A 21,745-nucleotide genomic window follows, 5' to 3' on the forward strand; every position below is an offset into this window, starting at 1 on the left:
AAGCTGGTGACCGCCGCGATGCAGACGATGTTGGAAGAGAATGGACGTCTTCATGGAACACTCGACAAACGTGGATACGGTGGAGGAGTCGTTCTCGACCTTGACGCCGCTCGGGCAGAGATCGCCGGCCGACTGGATCGCCTCCGCCGGACTGGAAACCAAGTTTCTGGAGGGGATGGATGACGGCACGCTGGCCGCACTGCCCTATATCTTCGACATCTGGGCCATGACCCACCAGCGACCGCCTGCCGGTGACTGGACCAACTGGGTGATCCTGGGGGGGCGTGGCGCAGGCAAGACGCGGGCGGGGGCCGAGTGGGTCCGTTCCATGGTGGAAGGCGCGCGACCGACCGATCCCGGTCGTGCATCGCGGGTCGCACTTGTGGGCGAGACCTTCGATCAGGTCCGCGATGTGATGATTTTTGGCGAAAGCGGCATCATTGCCTGCTGCCCGCCCGACCGCGTGCCCGAATGGCAAGCGACGCGTCGGCGGCTGGTCTGGCCCAACGGGGCGACCGCGACGGCTTACAGCGCGCATGAGCCAGAGGCCCTGCGCGGGCCGCAGTTCGATGCCGCCTGGGTGGATGAACTGGCGAAATGGCGCAAGGCGCAGGACGCTTGGGACATGCTGCAGTTCTGCCTGCGTCTGGGCGATCACCCACGCAGTTGTATCACTACGACGCCGCGGTCGATCCCTTTGTTGCGTCGACTTTTGGCGCAAAGCAGCACGGTCAGTACCCATGCGCCGACGCAGGCCAACAGTGCCAACCTTGCGCCGTCGTTCCTGACCGAAGTGCGGGAACGCTACGGCAACACCCGGCTGGCGCAGCAAGAGTTACAGGGCGTGCTGCTGGACGACATCGAGGGCGCGTTGTGGTCCGTCGGGCAGTTGGCCGAGGCGCGGATCGAGACGCTGCCGGTCGTGTCGCGCATTGTCGTGGCAGTTGATCCGCCCGTGACGGGGGGCAAGAACGCCGACACCTGCGGGATCGTCGTGGCCGGTCTGACGACCGAGGGGCAGGGCGTGGTGATCGAGGATGCCAGCATCAAGGGATCGCCCTTGCAGTGGGCGCGTGCTGTGATCGACGCCTACCATCGCCATGCAGCCGACCGGGTGATTGCGGAAACCAACCAGGGCGGCGATCTGATCGAATCTTTGCTGCGCCAAGTGGACCGTACGGTGCCTTACCGGAGTGTTCATGCGTCGAAGGGTAAGGTCATTCGTGCCGAGCCTGTCGCCGCTCTCTACGAGCAGGACAAGGTGCGGCACCTGGGCGAGTGGCCCGAGCTGGAAAGTCAGATGGCGCAGATGACGTCGACAGGCTTTCGCGGTGCCGGGTCGCCCGACCGGGTCGATGCGCTGGTCTGGGCGCTGAGCGAGCTGATGTTGAGCAAGAGACGCGCCAATCCGGGCGTGCGCGGTCTGTAGACACCGCGAGACACGATCCATTCGAGAGAGCCGTACTGACCGGGACCCCGTGGTCCTGGATCGGGAAAGATGTGCCTGCCTGACAAGGAGACGACGATGTTGCAGTTCCTAAAGCGAAGCGGGCCAGTGCCGGAGGCCAAGGCGAGTGCGGCAGGCGGTTTGGGTGCATCCCGGATCGCCGCGGGTGGCGTGGGCCGTGTTGCGTGGACACCGCGCGATACCGCGTCACTGACGCGATCCGGGTTTCAGGGCAATCCGATCGTCTTCCGTTGCGTCAAGCTGATCTCTGAGGCCGCTGCCGCCTTGCCGGTGGTCTTGGAGCAGGACGGTGCGCGGCTGGACGTGCATCCCGTGCTGTCCCTGCTGGCGCGACCGAACGGGGCGCAGGGCCGCGCGGAATTGCTGGAGGCGCTGTATGGGCAGCTTCTGCTGACGGGCGATGGTTATGTCGAAGCCGTGGGAGAGGGCGATCTGCCCGCGGAACTGCATGTGCTGCGATCGGAACGGATGGCGGTGGTGCCCGGTGCCGATGGCTGGCCGGTGGCCTACGACTACGCCGTGGCGGGTCGCAAGCACCGCTTTCCGGCCGCCGCGATCTGTCATGTGAAGTCGTTTCACCCGCAGGATGACCACTATGGCCTGTCCCCGATGCAGGCCGTGGCGCAGGCGATGGACGTGCATTCGTCAGCCTCGCGCTGGTCGAAGGCGCTGCTGGACAACGCCGCGCGTCCCTCTGGTGCCATCATCTATGGGGGTGGAGAGGGCATGCTGGAGCCGGATCAGTACGACCGCCTCGTGGCCGAGCTGGAGATGCACCACCAGGGCGCGCGCAATGCCGGTCGGCCCATGTTGCTGGAAGGGGGCCTGGACTGGAAGCCAATGGGGTTCAGCCCTTCGGACATGGAGTTCCAGAAGACCAAGGAGAGTGCCGCGCGCGAGATCGCGACCGCCTTCGGGGTGCCGCCCATGCTGTTGGGCATCCCCGGAGACGCGACCTACGCCAATTACGCCGAGGCGCATCGGGCCTTCTACCGCCTGACCGTTCTGCCCATGGCGCAGCGCGTTACAGCAAGCCTGGCGCAGTGGCTGGAGCCCTTTGCGGGCGAACCGCTGGCCTTCCGTATCGACCACGATCAGGTGCCCGCCCTGTCTGCCGAACGCGATGCGCACTGGGCCCGTGTCGCTGCCGCAGACTTCCTGACTGACGCCGAGAAGCGCGCGCTTCTGGGCCTGACTCGCCCGGAGGATGCAGATCATGACCTATGAAACGAAGTTCATCGCCCCCGGCGAGGTGACCTTGGCCGACGGAACGTTGATCGAGGGCTATGCGTCCCTGTTCAATCGCACTGACAGGGGGGGCGACATCGTCCGCCAGGGCGCCTTTGCCCAATCGCTTGCCTTGTTGAAAGCGCAGGGGCGCACGGTGAAGATGCTGTGGCAGCACGATCCCGGTCAGCCCATCGGCGTCTGGGAAGAAATCGTCGAGGACTCGCGTGGCCTGAAGGTGCGCGGACGGATCCTGGACGACGTGGGAAAGGGTCGCGACGCCGCGGCTCTGGTGGCTGGCGGAGCGATCGACGGGCTGTCGATCGGCTATCGCACCAAGAAGGCCACGAAGGACAGACAGGGTCGGCGTATCCTGCAAGAGCTGGAACTGTGGGAGGTGTCGCTGGTGACCTTTCCCATGCTTCCCGACGCGCGAGTGGGACGCAAGCGCGATCCCTTGCGTGACCTGGCCGCGGCGATCCGTGTCGCACGCCTTCACCTGACGGGTGGCTGACCCCCCGGACCCCTTCAACCAAAGGACATGCCCATGAGCACGACCGACAAGACCGCCCCGGCGGACGGCAGCCCCATGCCCGAAGTCACGACCGATGCCGCTGCCGAAGTGACCCAGGCGATGACGGATTTCGTCAACGATCTGAAGTCCTTCCGTTCCGATCTTGAGACCAAGCACCAACAGAAACAGGACCGCCCCATGACCCAGACCATGACTCGCCCGGCACTGGCCGTCAGCGCCGAGATCGAAGCGCCGCACCAGAAGGCGTTCGAAGATTACATCCGTTCCGGCGACGACGACGCGCTGCGCGGCCTGTCGCTGGAGGGCAAGGGCCTGTCCACGGCCGTCAACGGCGACGGCGGCTACCTGGTCGATCCGCAAACCTCCGATACCGTGCGCGCCGTGCTGACCTCGACCGCGTCGATCCGTCAGGTGGCGACGGTGGTGAACGTGGAAGCCACGTCCTACGATGTGCTGATCGACACCGCCGACATGGGCGCGGGCTGGGCCAACGAGCTGTCCGCCACCGCCGAGACCGCGACCTCGAAGATCGAACGCATCACGATCCCGCTACACGAACTGTCCGCGCTGCCCAAGGCCAGCCAGCGCCTGCTGGATGATAGCGCTTTCGACATCGAAGCCTGGCTTGCAGGTCGGATCGCCGACACTTTTGCCCGGTCCGAAGCGGCGGCTTTCATCTTGGGCGACGGGTCCGATAAACCGCGCGGCTTCCTGACCCACGACATCGTGGACGAGCAGACGTGGGAGTGGGGCAAGCTGGGTTACGTGGCGTCGGGCGCTGATGGCGCTTTCGCGGACGCCGATGCGGTGATCGATCTGATCTACGCCCTGGGCGCGCAGTATCGGGCCAATGCGTCCTTCGTCATGAACTCGAAGACCGCCGGTGTCGTGCGTCGCCTGAAGGATGCCGATGGCCGTTTCCTGTGGTCCGACGGAATGCAACAGGGCGAGCCCGCGCGGCTGATGGGCTACCCGGTGCTGATCGCTGAAGACATGCCCGACATCGCGTCGGACAACTGCGCCATCGCTTTCGGTGACTTCGCGGCGGGCTACACAGTCGCCGAGCGCCCGGACCTGCGCATCCTACGCGATCCGTTCTCGGCCAAGCCCCACGTCCTGTTCTACGCGACCAAGCGCGTGGGTGGCGACGTCAGCGACTTCGCGGCGATCAAGCTGCTGAAGTTCTCTGCGATCTGATCCAGCGCGTGACGGGGGCGGGCCGATCCGGGCCCGTCCCACCCGATGCACCCAGCGATGCCGGTCCGCCTGTCCCCTGCCGAACTGTGCAAAGCCAATTCCAGCGATCCAAGGGACCGCGGTGACAAAGGATTTAGCCCCATGTTTCTTGTCGAGCAATCGCCCGTAGGCATCGATGCGTTGCCCCTGTCCGATCTGCGGGCGCATCTTCGCCTTGGCACCGGTTTTGCCGATGACAGCGTTCAGGACAGCGCCTTGGCCGGGGCCTTGAAGGCAGCCATCGCGCAGATCGAGGCGCTGACCGGCAAGGCGATCCTGCGACGCGGCTTTGTCTATACCGTGAATGCGTGGCGTGGCGTGGGCCGTCAGGTTCTGCCCCGCGCGCCATTGGGCGCTGTAACGGAAATCGCGATCATCCGGTCCGATGGCAGCCGACAGGTGCTGGAGCCGGTCGCCGTGCATGTCCAGCACGACACGCATTGCCCCAGCATCGTCGCAAAGAGCTTCGCGCTACCCTCTATCCCCGTGGGTGGCCGGGCCGAGATCACCTTCACCGCCGGATTCGCCGACGATTGGCAGGACGTGCCGTCGGACCTGAGCCTTGCCGTGCTGTCGCTGGCCGCCGCGCTCTATGAGGATCGCGCCCGCCCCGGTGAGATGCCGCGCGGCATCCGAGCGCTGATTTCCCCCTACCGCCAGCCGCGCTTCCTGCGCGCCTTCGGTTGAGAAGGAGCATCCCATGCAGCCGAACCTGACACGCCCGCTGACGCTGGAAGCCCCGACCGAAACCGCCGATGGCGCAGGCGGGCTGGCTCAGGGCTGGACCGCTTTGGGCCAGCTATGGGCCGAGATGCGCCCCCGCGCAGGTTCCGAGACAAGCGGGCAGGAGGCCGCGCTTAGCCGCGCTCGCTGGACGATCATCACGCGCGCCGCGCCCTTCGGCGCGCCCTCGCGCCCTGCGCCGGGCCAGCGGTTTCGGGATGGCGCGCGCCTGTTCGACATCCTGACGGTCGCCGAGGCCGACCCGCAGGCCCGTTATCTGACCATTTCCGCTGAAGAGGAGCGCATCCGATGAGCTATGCCACCGCATCCGCGCTTCAGGCCGCGCTCTATGATCGCCTTACGGGAGACGTCGCCGTCACCGGGCTGGTCGGAACAGATATCTACGATGGCATCCCCGCCGGTACGATCCCGCCCCTGTATCTTAGCCTTGGCGAAGAGACCGTGGCCGACCGATCCGACAAGGACGGGCCGGGCGCGCGGCACGACGTGACGCTGACCATCGTCACGCAGGCCAACGGCTTCGCGACCGCCAAGGCGCTGGCCGGTGCCGTGTCCGACGCGCTCCTGGCCACGCCGCTGATCCTGTCACGCGGGCATTTGGCGGGGCTGTGGTTCCGCGGGGCCACAGCCAAGCGCGTCCAGAAAAGCGGCACCCGCCGAATCGACCTGCGTTTTCGCGCGCAAATCCACGACACCCTTTAACAGGAGATTTTTCCATGGCGGCCCAGAACGGCAAGGACCTTCTTATCAAGCTCGACATGACGAACGAAGGCTTCTTCGAGACCATCGCGGGCCTGCGCGCCACGCGGATCAGCTTCAACGCCGAACAGGTGGATGCAACCTCGCTCGACTCGCCCGGTGGCTGGCGGGAAACGCTGGCGGGGGCGGGCGTGAAATCCGCGTCGATCTCAGGCTCTGGTGTGTTCAAGGATGCGGGCACTGACGAGCGGGCGCGGCAGGTGTTCTTCGACGGGCTGACTCCTGCGTTTCAGGTGATCATCCCCGATTTCGGCATCGTCGAAGGCCCGTTCCAGATCACGTCCATCGAATACGCGGGCACCCACGACGGCGAAGCGACGTATGAGCTGTCGCTCGCCTCCGCCGGTGCGCTGCTGTTCACGGCGCTGGAGGCCTAGCGGCCATGGCCAATCCTCACGCAGGCGAGGTGGACATCACGCTCGACGGCACGCTGCACACCGCGCGGCTGACGTTGGGCGCGCTGGCGGAACTGGAAGCCTCGATGCAGGCCGACAGTCTGGTGGCGCTGGTCGCCCGGTTCGAAGGGGCGAGCTACACCACGCGCGACGTGATTGCGCTGCTTGTCGCAGGACTACGGGGCGGCGGGTGGCATGGTACGACGCGCGATCTGCTGCACGCCCGGATAGACGGTGGGCCGCTTGAAGCCGCCCGCGCCGCCGCCCTTCTGCTGGGGCGGGCCTTCGGATGAGCGATCCCGCACCCTTCGACTGGCCGGCGCTGATGCAGGCCGGGATCGGCGGACTGGGTCTGAAGCCGTCCGAATTCTGGGCGCTGACCCCCGCCGAATTGCACCTGATGCTGGGCCCCGCTGGCCCGGCCCCGGCCACGCGCGCCACGTTGGACGCGCTGGCCCAAGCCTATCCCGACACGCCGCACCCCTGAACGGAGACGCCCCATGTCCGATCCCGATGACCTGACTGCCGAGCTTGAGCGGTTCGAGACCTCTGTCGGCGGTGCCCGCGCCGTGCTGTCCGCCTTCGATGGCGAGTTGCGCGCGATGCAGGCCACCGTGACCGACACGGGCCGCGAGGTGAACGCCCTGTCGCGCGGGATCAGCCGCGGACTGAAATCCTCGTTCGAGGGGTTGGTCTTCGACGGCATGAAGCTGTCGGACGCGCTGAAAGGCGTGGCGCAATCCATGGTTAACGCCGCCTACAACGCCGCGATCAATCCGGTGATGAAACATGCAGGCGGCGTGCTGGCGACCGGCGTGCAGGGCCTGATGAGCGGCATGATGCCCTTCGCCCATGGCGGCGCGTTCACGCAAGGGCGGGTGATGCCCTTCGCCAAGGGCGGCGTTGTATCCAGCGCGCAGGCCTTCCCCATGAAGGGCGGCACCGGCCTGATGGGCGAGGCTGGGCCAGAGGCGATCATGCCGCTGGCGCGCGGGCCGGACGGCGCGCTTGGCGTGCGGGCGGGCGGTGGCGCGGCCTCTGTTCAGGTCACGATGAACATCACCACGCCCGATGTCGAAGGCTTCCGCCGCTCGCAAAGCCAGATCGCCGCGCAGATGGGCCGGGCGCTGTCGCGCGGCCAGCGCAACCGCTGATCCCCCAGATTTGAAAGGTCTGCTCATGTCCTTCCACGATGTCACCTTTCCCACGCGTCTAAGCCTTGGGGCCACCGGCGGTCCGGAACGGCGCACCCGCGTCGTCACGCTCGCCTCCGGCCATGAAGAGCGGAACACGCCCTGGCAACATTCTCGCCGCCGCTATGACGCGGGCACGGGAATGCAGAGCCAAGCCGATATCGCCACGCTCGTCGCGTTCTACGAGGCACGGCGCGGGATGCTGCATGGGTTCCGATGGCGCGACTGGGCCGACTACTCCAGCGCCGTGCCCGGTCAGCAGGCCGACTATCAGGATCAGCTGATCGCCACCGCCGACGGGGCGACCTACACATTCCAACTGACCAAAACCTACGGGCAAGGGACGGACGCCTACGTGCGGCCCATCACCAAGCCGGTGCCGGGCACCGTGTCCATCGGTGTCACAGGCGATCCGTTGGAAGAGGGGCCAGACTTCACCGTCGATCATGCGACCGGCCTTGTCACGCTGACCGATCTGCCCGTGGCGGGCGCGCTGATCACCGCAGGGTTTGAGTTCGACGTGCCCGTGCGGTTCGACACCGACCGTCTGGACGTGGCGCTCGACGCGCCCGGTACGGCGCAGATCCCCGACGTGCCGGTGGTAGAGCTGCGATTGGACTGACCCACCGCACGCTGGCTTCCGCCCGCCTTAACCCTTTCGCCCGCATCCTGCCGCGACCCGAACCGGAAGGCCGCCCCATGACCACGACGACCCTGTGCCGCTGCTGGCGGCTGACCCGCGCCGATGGCCGCGTCTTCGCCTTCACCGATCACGACACGGCGATCACCGTGGACGGCACCGCCTTCCACCCATCCGAAGCGCTGACCGCGCGCGCGCTGGAACAGACTACCGGATTGTCGGTCGATAACTCCGAGGCGATGGGCGCGCTGTCGGACGCGGGCCTGACCGAGGAAGATATCCTGGCCGGCCGCTTCGACGCCGCTACCATCGAGATATTCGAGGTCGACTGGTCCGCTCCCGACAACCGCCGCTTGTTGTTCACCGGCGAAATGGGAGAGATCGAGCGCGCAGGCGGGGCCTTCAAGGCGGAACTGCGCGGCCTGACAGAGCGGCTGAACGTGCCGCACGGCAAGCTGTACCAGCGCCCCTGCCGCGCGGCGCTGGGCGACGACGACTGTCGCGTTGATCTGGACGCCTCGGCCTACACGACCGAGACGACTGTTCTGGCCGTCGATGGTGCCGCACTGACGCTGCCCGCTATGGCGGCGGCGGACGGCTGGTTCGCCCACGGCACGCTGCGGGTGCTGGACGAGGCCGCGACTGGTCTTGTGCGGCGAATCCGGACAGACGATGCCAGCGGTGCGGATCGATGCATCGTTCTGACAGAGGCGATAGGCGCGGGCCTGTCCCCCGGCGATGCGGTGCAGATCAGCGCCGGTTGCGACAAGCGCGCCGCAACCTGCCGCGCCAAGTTCGACAACATGGTCAACTTCCGCGGCTGCCCGCATCTGCCCAGCGAAGACTGGCTTTTCGCTTACCCGCAGAAATCGTCATGAACGCGCGGGCAGATCAGATCGTCGCCATCGCGCGCAGTTGGATCGGCACGCCGTATCAGCACCAGTGCGCCAAGCGCGGGGCAGGGGCCGATTGCCTTGGGCTGGTGCGTGGGGTCTGGACAGAGCTGTTCGATCGGCCCGCCCCGATCGTTCCGGCCTACACACCCGACTGGAACGAGCCGCAGGGCCGCGAAGACCTGCTGCGCGCGGCGCGGCTTCTGCTGGTCGAGCGCCACGGTGCGCCGGTTCCGGGGCAGGTGCTGATGTTCCGTATGAAGCCCGGCAGTATCGCGAAGCACCTTGGCATCGTCAGCGCGCCGGATCGTTTCATCCACGCTTACGACGGCCACGGAACCTGCGAAAGCACCTTGTCTGGCCCGTGGCGACAGCGCATCGCCGCGCATTTCGATTTCCCGGACCGGCCCGGCGCGTCCTAGCCGCACCGAACACCTAACCTTCGGTCGGGGCCCACCCCCACCGCCCATCGACCCAACGCGGAGTCTTTCCCATGGCGACCATCCTTCTCTCGGCTGTCGGCGGCGCCATCGGTGCCAGCCTTGGTGGCGGCGTTCTGGGCCTGTCCTCCGTCGTCATCGGGCGAGCCATCGGTGCCACGGTCGGGCGCGCCATCGACCAGGCGGTCATGGGACCGGGTGCCCAAACGGTCGAGCACGGGCGGCTGGATCGCCTGCGTCTGACCACCGCCGGAGAGGGCACGCCGATCCCACGCATCTGGGGCCGCATGCGCGTTCCGGCCCACGTGCTCTGGGCCAGCGACTTCAAGGAAAACGTCAGCACCTCTGGCGGAGGTGGCGGCAAGGGTGGCCCACCGAAGCCGAAGGTGCGCGAGTACAGCTACTCGATCTCTCTGGCGCTGGGCCTGTGCGAAGGCCCCATCGCGGGGATCGGTCGTATCTGGGCGGATGGGCAGGAAATCTTGCCCGCCGATATCGACCTGCGCGTCTATGAGGGCACGGACGACCAACTGCCCGATCCGCTGATGGAAGCGACCGAGGGCGCGGGGCAGGTCCCGGCCTATCGCGGTCTGGCCTATGTGGTAATGGAGAACCTGTCGCTCACCGCCTTCGGCAACCGCGTGCCGCAATTCAGCTTCGAGGTGATCCGCAACGACGCCGAGGGAGCATTGTCGCGCACCGTGACCGGCGTGGCGATGATGCCGGGTACGGGCGAATATACGCTCGCCACCACCCCGGTTCGCTACGAAGACCAGCCGGGCGAGGGGGTCTACGTCAACGTCAACACACGGGCCGCCGCAACGGACTTCTCGGCCTCACTGCAATCCATGCGCACCGAACTGCCGAACGCCCGCGCCGCGTCGCTGATCGTCTCGTGGTTCGGCGACGATCTGCGCGCCGGTGAATGCCTTTTGAAGCCCAAGGTCGAGGATAATAGCCGCGACGGGGCCGAGATGCGCTGGTTCGCGGGCGGTATCGATCGCGGCGATGCGGAAGAGGTGCCCCGGGATGTAGAGGGCCGCTCTATCTACGGCGGCACGCCGGCGGACCGGGCGGTGATCGAAGCGATCCGCGCCATGACTGTGGCTGGGCAAGAGGTGATGTTCTATCCCTTCATCCTGATGGAGCAGCAGGCGGGCAATGGTCTGCCCGATCCTTGGGGCGGTGCCGAACAGGCGCGTCTGCCTTGGCGGGGACGGATTACCACCGCCATGGCACCGGGGCAGGCCGGTACGACGGATGGGACGTCCGATGCGGACGCCGAGGTCTCTGCCTTCTTCGGAACCGTGCAACCGGACGATTTCATTGCCGTGGCCTTCGACGAAGGAATAGACGACCCGGATGACGGGAACACCGGCAGTGAGGGTGGCTTTCGCTTTCCGCGCAACATCTTCAATCGGGGGTCGGTGCGTAGCAAATTCATCACCTACCGGGGCCCCGATGAATGGACCTACCGTCGCTTCATCCTGCACTACGCCCATCTTTGTGCGGCAGCAGGCGGGGTGGAATCGTTCTGCATCGGCTCTGAAATGCGCAGCCTGACGCAGATCAGGGGCGCCAACGGCTTTCCTGCGGTCGATGCCCTGCGCCAACTCGCCGCCGACGTGGCGACGATCCTGCCCGACGCGAAGATCAGCTACGCCGCCGACTGGTCGGAATACTTCGGCTATGCGCCGCAAGACGGCTCGGGCGATCTGTATTTCCACCTCGATCCGCTGTGGGCCGATCCGAACATCCATTTCGTCGGGATCGACAACTACATGCCGTTGTCCGATTGGCGCGATGGCCCGGACCACGCCGATGCCCATTGGCCGCGCCTCCACGACCTTGGCTACTTGCAGTCCAATATCCTAGGCGGTGAAGGCTACAACTGGTATTACGCAGGCGCAGAGGCCCGTGACTTGCAGATCCGCACGCCCATCACCGATGGTGCGCATGATGAGCCGTGGGTCTACCGCTACAAGGATCTGCCGAATTGGTGGGGTAACACGCACCACGAACGACGCGGCGATGCGCGCTCGGTTCAGCCGACCGACTGGGTCGCTGGCATGAAGCCTATACGTTTCACCGAACTGGGCTGTGCCGCCATCGACAAGGCGACGAACCAGCCCAACCGCTTCCTTGACCCGAAAAGCAGTGAAAGCGGCCTGCCGCATTACTCAGATGGACGACAGGATGCCTTCATTCAGCTGCAATATCACCGCGCCATGCACGCGTTCTGGACGGATCCTGCGCACAACCCGGTCTCTGCCATCTACGGCGCGCCGATGCTGGACATGGATCGCGCCTACGCCTGGGCCTGGGACGCGCGACCGTTCCCGCAATTTCCGGGCCTGCCTGACACGTGGTCGGACGCCGCGAACCACGCGCGCGGCCATTGGCTGACGGGCCGGGCTGGGCAGCGGACTCTGACTTCTGTCGTGCAGGAAATCTGCGCGCGGACGGGCGTGACCGACATCGACACCGACGACCTGACCCGCACCCTGCGCGGTTACGGTGTGTCCGAGGTCGGCGACGCGCGTGCCGCCCTGCAGCCCTTGATGCTGGCCTACGGGTTCGACGCAATCGAGCGTGACGGCCAACTGATCTTCCGCACCCGTCGTGCGGCGCCCGCCATCCCGATCGACTCCTCCCGTGTCGTCGCGCAGGAAGAAGGCGACATTCAAACCGTCCGCGCCCCACAGGCCGAGGAAACGGGCCGCGTGTCGCTGGGCTTCGTCGGCGCCGGCGGGGACTACACCGCCGCCACCGTCGAGGCGCAAATCCCGGATGAGCAGAACCCGGCCCTGTCGCGCACAGAAGTGAATCTTGTTCTGTCGCACGGAGAGGCGCGTGCCATCACGCAACGCTGGCTGTCGGAAGCGCGGATCGCGCGGGACAAACTGCGGCTGGCGCTGCCGCCCTCGGCGCATCCCATCGGCGCGGGGGATACTGTATCGCTGGAAGGACGCTTCTACCGGATCGACCGCTCCGAGGTCGGCGACTTCGCCACGCTGGACGCAACGCGGGTAGAGCCGGGGGCCTATCTGTCGGTGGACGTAGACGACGCCACCGGCGAGGGGTCGATCATCCCGGTGATATCAGCGCCCCCCGTGCTGGCACAGTTCCTAGACCTGCCGCTTCTGCGCGGGGACGAGGTTCCGCACGCCCCGCATATCGCCGCCGCATCGCGGCCGTGGCCGGGCGAGGTGGCGCTCATGTCGTCGGTCGAGGATTCGGGCTACGCGCTGAACACTTTAATCGCGCAACCCGCGACCATGGGCGTGACGGATAGCGACCTGTCCGCAGCCGACCCGTCCCGTGTCGACCGGGGCGTTGCGCTGCACGTCAGCCTGTTGTCTGGCACCCTGTCTTCCGTCGGGGACCTGTCGCTTCTGGCGGGGGCGAACGCGGTGGCCATCGGGTCAGGTGCGGACGACGTTTGGGAGGTCTTCCAGTTCCGCGACGCTGTTCTGACCGGCCCGCGCAGCTACGCGCTGACCCATCGTCTGCGCGGACAGGCGGGAACCGATGGTATCATGCCCGCCGTCTGGCCTGCTGGCTCGCGGGTCGTCTTGTTGGATGCGGCTGTGCCGCAGATCACCCTGCCGCGCAACGCCCGCACCTTGCCGCGCCATTACCGTATCGGCCCCGCGTCGCAGGCCATGGACGCGCCGTCCTGGCAGTACGCAGAGCTTGGGTTTCAGGGTATCGGCCTACGCCCCTACGCCGTTGCACATCTGCGCGCGCGCCGTGCGGGGGGCGATCTAACAGTCGAATGGACCCGACGTACGCGGATCGACGGCGATGGCTGGGAAAGCGCGGATGTGCCACTGGGAGAGGAGGCCGAACGCTACGAGGTGATCGTGTCGCAGGGCGAAACGGTGAAAAGACGGGAAACGGTCGCGGCCCCCTACTGGACCTACCCAGCCACAGCCCGCGTATCCGATGGACCCGGTTGCACCGTCTCGGTCGCGCAACTTTCGACGATCTTCGGTCCAGGCCCCGCGCGTGTGCTGATGTTGCCGGACCCGTGATCGCCTGACGCCGGGGGTTTTGTTCCTGCGCTCCGCCGTCCTATATCGGACGAACAGGACCGGAGTGCAGGAGCGTCGGACATGAGCATGACCGCCCAGAAGCTGAACCAGATCGATCCGGTCTGGCATCGCATCCGCGCCGAAGCGAGCGCGGCGACAGAGACCGCACCGCTGATGGCCGGCATGTTCCACACATCAATCCTGCACCATTCCACGCTGGAACGCGCGCTGAGCTACCGTATGGCCATGAAGCTGTCCGATGGCGAAATGCCGGAACAGATCCTGCGAGAGATCGTCGATTCCGCCTACATCGCCGACGATAGCCTTGGCACCGCCGCCCGCGCGGATCTGGTTGCGACGTTCGAGCGTGATCCCGTCTGCCATCGCCTGATCGAGCCTTTGCTGTTCTTCAAAGGCTTTCAGGCCGTCCAAGCCTACCGCATCGCGCACTGGCTGTGGTCCAACGACCGTCGCGATCTGGCGCTGTTCTTCCAGATGCGCAGCTCCGAGGTCTTCGGCGTCGACATCCAGCCCGGTGCCCGGCTGGGCAAGGGCATCATGATCGATCACGCCCATTCCGTCGTGATCGGAGAGACGGCGGTCGTGGGTGACAACGTCTCCATGCTGCATTCGGTCACGCTGGGCGGCACCGGCAAGGAGACAGAGGATCGCCACCCCAAAATCGGCGACGGCGTGATGATCGGGGCCGGGGCCAAGGTGCTGGGCAACATCCGCGTCGGCCATTGCAGCCGCATCGCGGCAGGCTCGGTTGTGCTGGAAGACGTGCCGCCCATGAAAACGGTCGCTGGCATCCCTGCCCGAATCGTTGGCGAGGCGGGCTGCGCGCAGCCGTCCCTGACGATGGATCAGCTGTTCGGGTCTGTCTGACCCCCGGCAACTCTTCTTTCATTCTTGCATGATATTCCGGCACCGAACCAACCGGAGCCGGGGGCATGAATACTGATTTAATCACATCCAGCTACACACGTGTTTTCAACAAGCGTGGAACGGTGTCCCGAAGTTTTTACGACAAGCTCTTCACCGACGCTCCGGAACTGAGAGCCCTGTTCCCGCCGGACATGCAGCGTCAGCGGGACAAGTTCGACAAATTGCTGATGTTGATTGTCGCTCAACTTTCCAAACCCGACAGGATGATAGCCACAATCGAAGACCTTGGCCGCCGCCACTATCATTACGGAGCGCAGCGCGCGCATATCCCATTGGTCGGCGCCACCCTGATCGCAGCATTGCGCGCCAGTGTGCCGGGCGGATTGTCGGTTACCGAGGAAGCCGCGTGGGGCGATCTTTATCTTCGTTTGGCTGACGCATTCGTGGTCGGCCTTGACGCCGCAGAGGCCGAAGATCAGCTTGCCGGAAGGGTGACGCTGGAACGACCTTTTTGAGTTCGTCCGCGCCTGTCAATTCTCGCTGTTTCAGAGCTGTGGAATGAACCGGAAGCTGCGGGAAGACGCGCGAACCACACGAGGCGTCTCGTGGTCCGCGCTGCGACACCCAAAGCGCCGGGCCGCCATCGCTTCCCGAACGGGGACAATCAACGGATCACGATCTCGTCGCCGCGTACGTAGCCCAAGACGCTGCGCGCCTGTTCGTCGAGCAGGTCCAGATCAAGATAGCCGTCCGATAGCCGCCGCGTCTTGTTCTTGAGCGCTGCGACTTCCAGATTCAGCGCGTCACGTTCCTCGCGCAGGGCGCGTGCTTCAGCCTCGATCTCGATCCGGCGCATCAGGCCGTAGTCACCCTGAACCGAGGCAAAGGTGAAATAGCCGCCCAGCACGATCGTCAGCACGACATAAAGTGCCAAACCCCACGGGGCGCGTTTCATCTGTTGGGTCATGTCCGGCCTCTGCTCCACCGCTTTGCGGGTGTTCATCGGCACTATGCCAGTCCGGATGCGCCCTGTCAGGAGGTGATTCGCCGAAGCGAATCACCTACGGTGCGGGTGTGGCAAAAGGGTCGGGCGTAGAGCTTACTCGGCGCCCTTGTAAATCGCCACCAGCTTGTCGAACATCGCCATTGCCTCGGCCCGGTCGCGCTGGAACGAGTTGCGACCGATGATCGATCCGTTGCCGCCTCCATCGCGGATGGCGCGGGCGTCGTCGTAGACCGACTCTTCGCCCTTCTTGGCACCGCCAGAGAACACCATGATCCGACGCCCGTCGAAGGCAGAGCGCATGCACTCGGCCACCCGCGCGGCCTGGGTCGAGATGTCGATCTTCTGCTCCTCGAAGACTTTCCTGGCCTCCGGCACCTCCAGATGATTGGTCGACAGTTTGATCTTGATGATATGCGCACCGATCAGCGCCGCGATCTGCGCGGCATAGGCGGCCACGTCGATCGCCGTCTCGCCGTCCTTGCTGATCGCCTCACCACGTGGGTAGGACCAGATGACGGTGGGAATGCCGACCGAAGCGGCCTCGCGGCGCAGTTCCACGATCTCTTCGAACATGTTCAGCTGTTGGTCAGAGCCGGGGTAGATCGTGAAGCCGATGGCCGATGCGCCGATCCGCAGCGCGTCATCGACGCTGGCCGTCACCGCCTGATCCTTGCCCGCCGTGTCGCTCATGAGCGAATTGGAAGAGTTCATTTTCAGGATCGTCGGCATCTGGCCCGCGAAGGTATCCGCACCCGCTTCCAGCATCCCAAGGGGAGCTGCAAAGGCGTTCAGGCCCGCGTCGATGGCCAGCTGATAGTGATAATGCGGATCGTAGGCGGGTGCGTTGGGGGCATAGGTGCGCGCGGGGCCATGTTCGAAGCCTTGATCCACGGGAAGGATGATCATCTTGCCGGTGCCCTTCAGACGCCCATGCATCAGCATCTGGCACAGCTTGCCCTTTGTGCCGGGGTTGTCGCCCTCGTAGTTGGACAGGATCTTGCGGACTTTTTGCGACGCTTTCATCTGGCTCTCCCTCATGCGTTTGGCACAGGGATAGGCGGGCGAACTCCCTCTGGCAACGTTTCGACGCTAACGGGGCCGATGGTTCAGCGCTTTGGCAGCGATCGCCAGCGCCAGACGGCGGGGCAGGTGGGTCGCCGCGATTGCGATGGCCTTGGGGCCAACGCCTGGGATCACCATGCGTCGTCCGCGCATCATGCCATCCCATCCGGCCTGCGCGACGGTGGCGGCGTCCATCATGTCACGTCCACCGCGCAGCCCGCCGGCATCGAAGAACGCGGTATCCACCGGGCCGGGGCACAGCGCGGTAACGGTCACGCCGCGCCCGCGCGCCTCTTGCCACAACGCCTCTGACAGAGACCGCAGGTAGGCCTTGGTTGCGAAGTAGATGGCCATGTTCGGGCCGGGTAGGTAACCGGCCAAAGAGGCCACGTTCAGGATGCGCCCGTCGCCGCGCGGGATCATCTGGCCCATCGCCAGCTTGGCCAGCCGCGTCGCGGCCAGCAGGTTCACGTCCAGCATCGCGCGCTCGCGGTCCCAGTCGGAGGCGGCGAAATCGCCAGAGCCACCCAATCCCGCGTTGTTGATCAGCACATCGACTCGGCCCGCATCGCGCCACATCGCGTCCAGCGCCGCGCCGTCAGCCAGATCGCACACCAGCACTGCCGCCCGCGATCCCAACTCAGCCGCAAGCGCCTCCAGATCCCCCTGATCCCGTGCGACCAGAAACACCTCATGCCCCGCGTCATGGGCGATCCGCGCAAAGGCCGCCCCCAGCCCCCGAGAGGCTCCGGTGATCAGAACGCGCGCCACTAACGACTCTTTGCTTTTGCAAATACCCCGGCACGACGCTCGCCAGCGGAAAAACCACTCATCCCAGCGCCGCGACGCCCGGAAGGGTCTTGCCCTCCATCCATTCCAGGAACGCGCCCCCGGCGGAGGAGATATAGGTAAAGTCCTCTGCCGCGCCCGCCTTGTTCAGCGCGGCCACGGTATCACCGCCGCCCGCGACCGAGATCAGCGACCCCTCGCGCGTCAGCCGCGCGGCTTCTGCCGCCGCTGCATTCGTTGCGACGTCGAAGGGTGCGATCTCGAAGGCACCGAGCGGGCCGTTCCAGATCAGCGTCTTGCAGCCCGCCATCGCCGTCTTGATCCGCGTGACGCTGTCGGGGCCGGTGTCCAGGATCATTGCATCAGCGGGGCAGGCGTCGGCGGCGACGATCTCGCTGTCGGCCCCGGCCTTGAACTCGCGCGCAACGACAACGTCGTGGGGCAGGATGATCTCGCACCCGGCCTCATCCGCGCTTTTCAGGATGTCGCGGGCGGTGTCGGTCATGTCATGCTCGGCCAGCGATTTGCCCACGTCGATGCCCTGCGCGGCCAGGAAAGTATTCGCCATGCCGCCGCCGATCACCAGATGGTTCACCTTGCGCACCAGGTTCGACAGCAAGTCCAGCTTGGTCGAGACCTTCGCTCCGCCCACAACGGCCATCAGCGGGCGGTCCGGCTGGCCCAGGGCCGCTTCCAGAGCGCGCAACTCTTCCGCCATCAGCAGACCGGCAGCCGATGGCAGGCGGCGCGCAAGCCCCTCGGTCGAGGCATGGGCGCGGTGCGCGGCGGAAAAGGCATCATTCACGTAAACATCGCCCAGTGCGGCCATGGCGTCGGCCAGCTCGGCGTCGTTCTTCTCTTCGCCCGCGTGGAAGCGGGTGTTCTCCAAGAGCACCACGCCGCCTTTCGCAATCGCATCGCGCGCCGCGTCGCCGATGCAGTCCTCGGCAAAGGTTACATCCCGGCCCAAGTGCTCGGACAGGGCCGGCACGATCTGCGACAGGCTCATGTCATCCACCCGCTTGCCCTTTGGGCGGCCAAAGTGCGCCAGCAGGATCGGTTGCCCGCCCGCGTCCAAGATCGCGTTGACCGTAGGCACGATCCGCTCGATCCGGGTGGCGTCGGTGACGCGGCCATCCTCGATCGGCACGTTCAGATCGACGCGGGTCAGTACGCGCTTGTCGGCAAGGTCTAGGTTGGAAAGGGCGGTCCAGCTCATGGTGGTCTCCTGCGGTGGTTGGTCCGGTGATGCCCCGCTGGTGGGAACGGCGCAAGTCCGACCGCTGCGCATCGCCCCCGCACGGAACTGCCGCAGCCCTTTCCCAACCGGCCCCGACGCCTTATGTCGCCTGCAACGCAATCTGAAAGGATACTCCGTGGCCGAGATCAAAGACCCCGAGAACACCATCATCGTCGAACTGAAGGACGGCCCCGTCACCATCGAACTGCTGCCCGACGTGGCACCCCAGCACGTTGAGCGGATGAAAACGCTGGCCCGCGCCGGTGCCTACGACAACGTGGTCTTCCACCGCGTCATCGACGGCTTCATGGCGCAGACCGGTGACGTGTCGAACGGCAACGCCGAAAAGGACTTCAACATCCGTCTTGCGGGCACCGGCGGCTCCGAACATCCGGACGTTCCGGCAGAATTCTCCAAGCTGCCGCATGACCGGGGCACCATCGGGGCGGCGCGCTCGTCAAACCCGAACTCGGCCAACAGCCAGTTCTTCATCAACTTCTCGGACAACCACTTCCTGAATGGTCAGTACACCGTCTACGGCCGCGTCATCGAGGGCATGGATCTGGTGGACAAGATCACCCGTGGCGAGCCTCCGATGAACCCCGACCGGATGCTGTCGGTGAAGGTGGCCGCCGATGCGTAGCCTTGCGATCTTGGCGGCGATCTGCGCCGCACCTGCCTTCGCGACCGGGATTGACCTGACCATCGCCGACAAGGGCACCGTGTCCATCGACCTGTTCGAGGATGTGGCCCCCAACCACGTGGACCGGATCACCGCCCTGGCGCGGAACGGCGCCTATGATGGCGTGGTCTTCCACCGCGTGATCGACGGCTTCATGGCTCAGACCGGCGACGTGCAGTTCGGCCGTGCCGACTTGGACACGAGCAACGCGGGCATGGGCGGCTCCGATATGCCCGATCTCGCGCAAGAGTTCAGCGACCGCCCGTTCGAGCGTGGCACGGTGGGCATGGCCCGCTCCGGCAACTCGGTCGACAGTGCGAATTCCCAATTCTTCATCATGTTCCAGCCAGCGCCGCACCTGAACGGGCAATATACCGTGGTGGGGCAAGTGACGGACGGTATGGACGTCGTGCATGGCATCACGCGCGGACAGGGCCGTGGCGGCTCTGTGGCCGACCCGGACGTCATCGAAAGCGTGACCGTCACCGAGTGATCGGTGGGAATTGAGTATTTGTGAAAACAAAGAACGGGGCGGCGGGGATGACCTTGGCCGCCCTTCTTGCGGGAAGGATGGAATATGGCTGACAGGATCGTGGTCGCGTCGGATCACGCGGCGGTAGAGATGCGGCAGGCGGTCGTCGCGCATCTGAAAGAGCGCGGGATCGACGTGGTGGAGATGGGTCTCGCCATTGGCGAGCGCACCGATTATCCCAAGCAGGGGCGCGCTGCGGCAGAGCGGGTCGCGTCGGGCGACTGCACCTCCGGCATCCTGCTATGTGGCACCGGGCAGGGCATCATGATGGCGGCCAACAAGGTGCCGGGCATCCGCTGCGGCGTATGCGGAGACACGTTCTCTGCCGCGATGATCCGCGCGCATAACGACGCGAACATGCTGTCACTGGGCGCGCGGGTGATAGGCGAGGGGTTGGCCCTGCGCATCGTGGATGCGTTCCTAGACACCGCATTCGAGGGTGGCCGCCACGCCGACCGGGTGTCGATGATCGAAGGTTAGGTGCCGCAGAAGGTCGCTTGCACCTCTTCCCCCGGCTCTGGTGCCGCGCCGAACAACGGGTGTGGCGTGAAGGGTTCGGTGGTCGCTTCGTGCATGGCATGAAACAGGTCCATGTCACCCGCGACAGCCGCCGCGATCACCGCCTCGACATGGTGGTTGCGCGGAATGACCGCCGGGTTCGAGCGGTTCATCAGGGCGATCTGCGCCTTTTCACCCGCGCCATCGCGGCGCAAGCGCCCGATCCACATCTGGTGCCATTGGTCGAAGGCGGGACGGTCGGTCACGTGATCCTGCGCCGATCCGTCCGACAGGCCCCGGAACACCAGCGTGAAGTCGTCGCGGTTGGTGGCAAGGATGTCCAGAAGACGCTGGATCAGGTCCGCGTCGTCCTCTTCCATCGTGCTCAGGCCGATTTTCGCGCCGAACAGGGTCAGCCATTCGGATTGGTAATGCGTCGCGAAACCGTTGACCGTTTCCGTAAAGCTGGCTACCGCCGCTTCGCGATCCTTCATCAGGGGCAGCAGGCCCGTCGCCAGCTGCGCAAGGTTCCAGACCGCGATCTGCGGTTGGTTGGCGTAGGCGTAGCGCCCGTGCCGGTCGATGGATGAAAATACCGTGTCGGGGTGATAGCCATCCAAGAAGGCGCAGGGGCCGTAGTCGATGGTTTCCGCCGCCAGTCCCATGTTATCGGTGTTCATCACCCCGTGAATGAAGCCAAGCGACATCCACCGAGCGATCAGCTTGGCCTGCGCTTGCACGACGGCTTCGAGCAACTCCGCCGGGCCATCCGCGTCCGGATGGTGGCGGGCGCGCACGTGGTCGACCAGGAGGCCAAGCGCTTCGGTGTCCTGACGCGCGTAGAAATACTGGAAGGTGCCGACGCGGATGTGGCTGCTGGCCACGCGGGTCAGGATCGCACCGGGCACTATCGTATCGCGAAACACCTCCTCTCCGGTCGCGACAGCGGCCAGCGCGCGGGTGGTGGGCACGCCCATCGCGGCCATGGCTTCGGACACCAGATACTCACGCAGCACCGGCCCGAGCCATGCGCGCCCGTCGCCGCCCCGGCTGAAAGGCGTGCGGCCCGCGCCTTTCAGCTGGATGTCACGGCGACCTTCGCGGCCGATGACCTCTCCCAGCAGTACCGCTCGCCCGTCGCCCAGTTGCGGCACCCAGCCGCCGAATTGATGACCTGCATAGGCTTGCGAGATTGGCGTGGCCCCTTCGGGCACCGCGTTCCCGGCGAACATCGCAAGGCCTTCGCCGGTGCGAAGCGCATTTGGGTCCAGCCCCAAATCGCGCGCCAGACCGTCGTTCAGCGCCAGAAGGCGCGGCGCGGCCACCGGGGTCGGCGATTGCGCGGCAAAAAAGCGGGGCGGCAGGGCGGCATAGCTGTTGTCGAACGGTATGTGCATGCAGCCCATGTGGGGCGCGCCACCCGGTTTGGCCAGCCCTTTGCGCCGCCCCGTGGTGCGCTACGTCTTTTCCCTAACCATGAC

The 21,745-nt window shown here is 65.8% G+C and carries 25 protein-coding genes; 20 read left to right on the forward strand and 5 right to left on the reverse strand.

Features of this window, described 5'->3' with window-relative positions; genetic code table 11:
• Positions 1 to 52: 52 nt before the first annotated feature.
• The 17 genes from FIU81_RS06035 (at position 53) to FIU81_RS06115 (ending at position 14,970) form a co-directional block, all read left to right on the forward strand.
• Positions 53 to 1,429, forward strand: coding sequence for a DNA-packaging protein (locus FIU81_RS06035; RefSeq protein ID WP_413816225.1), 1,377 nt, complete (start codon positions 53 to 55; stop codon positions 1,427 to 1,429).
• A gap of 96 nt (positions 1,430 to 1,525) precedes the next feature.
• Positions 1,526 to 2,695, forward strand: a complete 1,170-nt coding sequence (locus tag FIU81_RS06040) for a phage portal protein (protein WP_124112665.1) — start codon at positions 1,526 to 1,528, stop codon at positions 2,693 to 2,695.
• A complete protein-coding gene (locus FIU81_RS06045; protein ID WP_124112666.1) occupies positions 2,685 to 3,209 on the forward strand; it encodes an HK97 family phage prohead protease in 525 nt (174 codons plus the stop codon). Before FIU81_RS06040 ends, FIU81_RS06045 begins: the two co-directional genes overlap by 11 nt.
• 33 nt (positions 3,210 to 3,242) lie before the next feature.
• Entirely contained in the window at positions 3,243 to 4,427 is a 1,185-nt protein-coding gene (locus FIU81_RS06050; protein ID WP_124112667.1) for a phage major capsid protein, read from the forward strand.
• A gap of 141 nt (positions 4,428 to 4,568) precedes the next feature.
• Positions 4,569 to 5,153 carry a head-tail connector protein gene (locus FIU81_RS06055; protein WP_172971409.1) on the forward strand — a complete coding sequence of 195 codons (585 nt, stop codon included), beginning with the start codon at positions 4,569 to 4,571 and terminating at the stop codon, positions 5,151 to 5,153.
• A gap of 13 nt (positions 5,154 to 5,166) precedes the next feature.
• Positions 5,167 to 5,502 (forward strand): head-tail adaptor protein, encoded by a 336-nt coding sequence (locus tag FIU81_RS06060; RefSeq protein WP_124112669.1) that lies wholly within the window; start codon positions 5,167 to 5,169, stop codon positions 5,500 to 5,502.
• Positions 5,499 to 5,912 (forward strand): DUF3168 domain-containing protein, encoded by a 414-nt coding sequence (locus FIU81_RS06065; RefSeq protein ID WP_124112670.1) that lies wholly within the window; start codon positions 5,499 to 5,501, stop codon positions 5,910 to 5,912. Before FIU81_RS06060 ends, FIU81_RS06065 begins: the two co-directional genes overlap by 4 nt.
• A 14-nt stretch (positions 5,913 to 5,926) precedes the next feature.
• Positions 5,927 to 6,346: a phage major tail protein, TP901-1 family gene (locus tag FIU81_RS06070; RefSeq protein WP_124112671.1), complete on the forward strand. Its 420-nt coding sequence runs from the start codon at positions 5,927 to 5,929 to the stop codon at positions 6,344 to 6,346.
• A gap of 5 nt (positions 6,347 to 6,351) precedes the next feature.
• A complete protein-coding gene (locus FIU81_RS06075; protein ID WP_124112672.1) occupies positions 6,352 to 6,657 on the forward strand; it encodes a gene transfer agent family protein in 306 nt (101 codons plus the stop codon).
• A complete protein-coding gene (locus FIU81_RS06080) occupies positions 6,654 to 6,851 on the forward strand; it encodes a rcc01693 family protein (protein WP_124112673.1) in 198 nt (65 codons plus the stop codon). Before FIU81_RS06075 ends, FIU81_RS06080 begins: the two co-directional genes overlap by 4 nt.
• A gap of 13 nt (positions 6,852 to 6,864) precedes the next feature.
• A complete protein-coding gene (locus FIU81_RS06085) occupies positions 6,865 to 7,518 on the forward strand; it encodes a phage tail tape measure protein (RefSeq protein WP_124112674.1) in 654 nt (217 codons plus the stop codon).
• A 25-nt stretch (positions 7,519 to 7,543) separates the two neighbouring features.
• On the forward strand, positions 7,544 to 8,179 hold the full coding sequence (locus tag FIU81_RS06090) for a DUF2460 domain-containing protein (RefSeq protein ID WP_124112675.1): 636 nt from the start codon (positions 7,544 to 7,546) through the stop codon (positions 8,177 to 8,179).
• A gap of 77 nt (positions 8,180 to 8,256) precedes the next feature.
• The gene (locus FIU81_RS06095) at positions 8,257 to 9,075 is read left to right on the forward strand and encodes a DUF2163 domain-containing protein (protein WP_124112676.1); all 819 of its coding nucleotides are present in this window, start codon (positions 8,257 to 8,259) and stop codon (positions 9,073 to 9,075) included.
• Positions 9,072 to 9,512, forward strand: a complete 441-nt coding sequence (locus FIU81_RS06100; protein WP_124112677.1) for a peptidase — start codon at positions 9,072 to 9,074, stop codon at positions 9,510 to 9,512. The genes FIU81_RS06095 and FIU81_RS06100 overlap by 4 nt, the downstream gene beginning before the upstream one ends.
• Before the next feature lie 71 nt (positions 9,513 to 9,583).
• A complete protein-coding gene (locus FIU81_RS06105; RefSeq protein ID WP_124112678.1) occupies positions 9,584 to 13,567 on the forward strand; it encodes a glycoside hydrolase/phage tail family protein in 3,984 nt (1,327 codons plus the stop codon).
• 81 nt (positions 13,568 to 13,648) lie between these two features.
• The gene (cysE, locus tag FIU81_RS06110) at positions 13,649 to 14,455 is read left to right on the forward strand and encodes a serine O-acetyltransferase (protein ID WP_124112679.1); all 807 of its coding nucleotides are present in this window, start codon (positions 13,649 to 13,651) and stop codon (positions 14,453 to 14,455) included.
• 65 nt (positions 14,456 to 14,520) lie between these two features.
• Positions 14,521 to 14,970, forward strand: a complete 450-nt coding sequence (locus FIU81_RS06115) for a globin domain-containing protein (protein WP_124112680.1) — start codon at positions 14,521 to 14,523, stop codon at positions 14,968 to 14,970.
• A 149-nt stretch (positions 14,971 to 15,119) separates the two neighbouring features.
• On the opposite strand, the gene FIU81_RS06120 is transcribed toward FIU81_RS06115, so the two are convergent.
• From FIU81_RS06120 to FIU81_RS06135, 4 genes are all read right to left on the reverse strand, one after another.
• On the reverse strand, positions 15,120 to 15,422 hold the full coding sequence (locus FIU81_RS06120; protein ID WP_413816226.1) for an FtsB family cell division protein: 303 nt from the start codon (positions 15,420 to 15,422) through the stop codon (positions 15,120 to 15,122).
• 132 nt (positions 15,423 to 15,554) lie between these two features.
• Positions 15,555 to 16,484, reverse strand: coding sequence for a class I fructose-bisphosphate aldolase (locus FIU81_RS06125; protein WP_124112681.1), 930 nt, complete (start codon positions 16,482 to 16,484; stop codon positions 15,555 to 15,557).
• Between the two features lie 66 nt (positions 16,485 to 16,550).
• Positions 16,551 to 17,294 carry an SDR family NAD(P)-dependent oxidoreductase gene (locus FIU81_RS06130; protein ID WP_172971410.1) on the reverse strand — a complete coding sequence of 248 codons (744 nt, stop codon included), beginning with the start codon at positions 17,292 to 17,294 and terminating at the stop codon, positions 16,551 to 16,553.
• Positions 17,295 to 17,352: 58 nt separating this feature from the next.
• Positions 17,353 to 18,531, reverse strand: a complete 1,179-nt coding sequence (locus FIU81_RS06135; RefSeq protein ID WP_124112683.1) for a phosphoglycerate kinase — start codon at positions 18,529 to 18,531, stop codon at positions 17,353 to 17,355.
• A 157-nt stretch (positions 18,532 to 18,688) separates the two neighbouring features.
• On the opposite strand from FIU81_RS06135, the gene FIU81_RS06140 reads away from it, so the two are divergent.
• The 3 genes from FIU81_RS06140 to rpiB all read left to right on the forward strand — a co-directional run bounded on the left by FIU81_RS06140 (position 18,689) and on the right by rpiB (position 20,246).
• Entirely contained in the window at positions 18,689 to 19,195 is a 507-nt protein-coding gene (locus tag FIU81_RS06140; RefSeq protein WP_124112684.1) for a peptidylprolyl isomerase, read from the forward strand.
• On the forward strand, positions 19,188 to 19,727 hold the full coding sequence (locus tag FIU81_RS06145) for a peptidylprolyl isomerase (protein WP_124112685.1): 540 nt from the start codon (positions 19,188 to 19,190) through the stop codon (positions 19,725 to 19,727). The genes FIU81_RS06140 and FIU81_RS06145 overlap by 8 nt, the downstream gene beginning before the upstream one ends.
• Before the next feature lie 84 nt (positions 19,728 to 19,811).
• Positions 19,812 to 20,246 (forward strand): ribose 5-phosphate isomerase B, encoded by a 435-nt coding sequence (gene rpiB / locus FIU81_RS06150; protein WP_124112686.1) that lies wholly within the window; start codon positions 19,812 to 19,814, stop codon positions 20,244 to 20,246.
• Here the strand turns inward: rpiB and FIU81_RS06155 are convergent.
• Positions 20,243 to 21,661: a protein adenylyltransferase SelO gene (locus FIU81_RS06155; protein WP_124112687.1), complete on the reverse strand. Its 1,419-nt coding sequence runs from the start codon at positions 21,659 to 21,661 to the stop codon at positions 20,243 to 20,245. The two genes, rpiB and FIU81_RS06155, sit on opposite strands and share 4 nt — an antisense overlap.
• Between the last annotated feature and the right edge of the window lie 84 nt (positions 21,662 to 21,745).

The sequence above is a fragment of the Palleronia sp. THAF1 genome (assembly GCF_009363795.1).
GTDB lineage: Bacteria > Pseudomonadota > Alphaproteobacteria > Rhodobacterales > Rhodobacteraceae > Palleronia.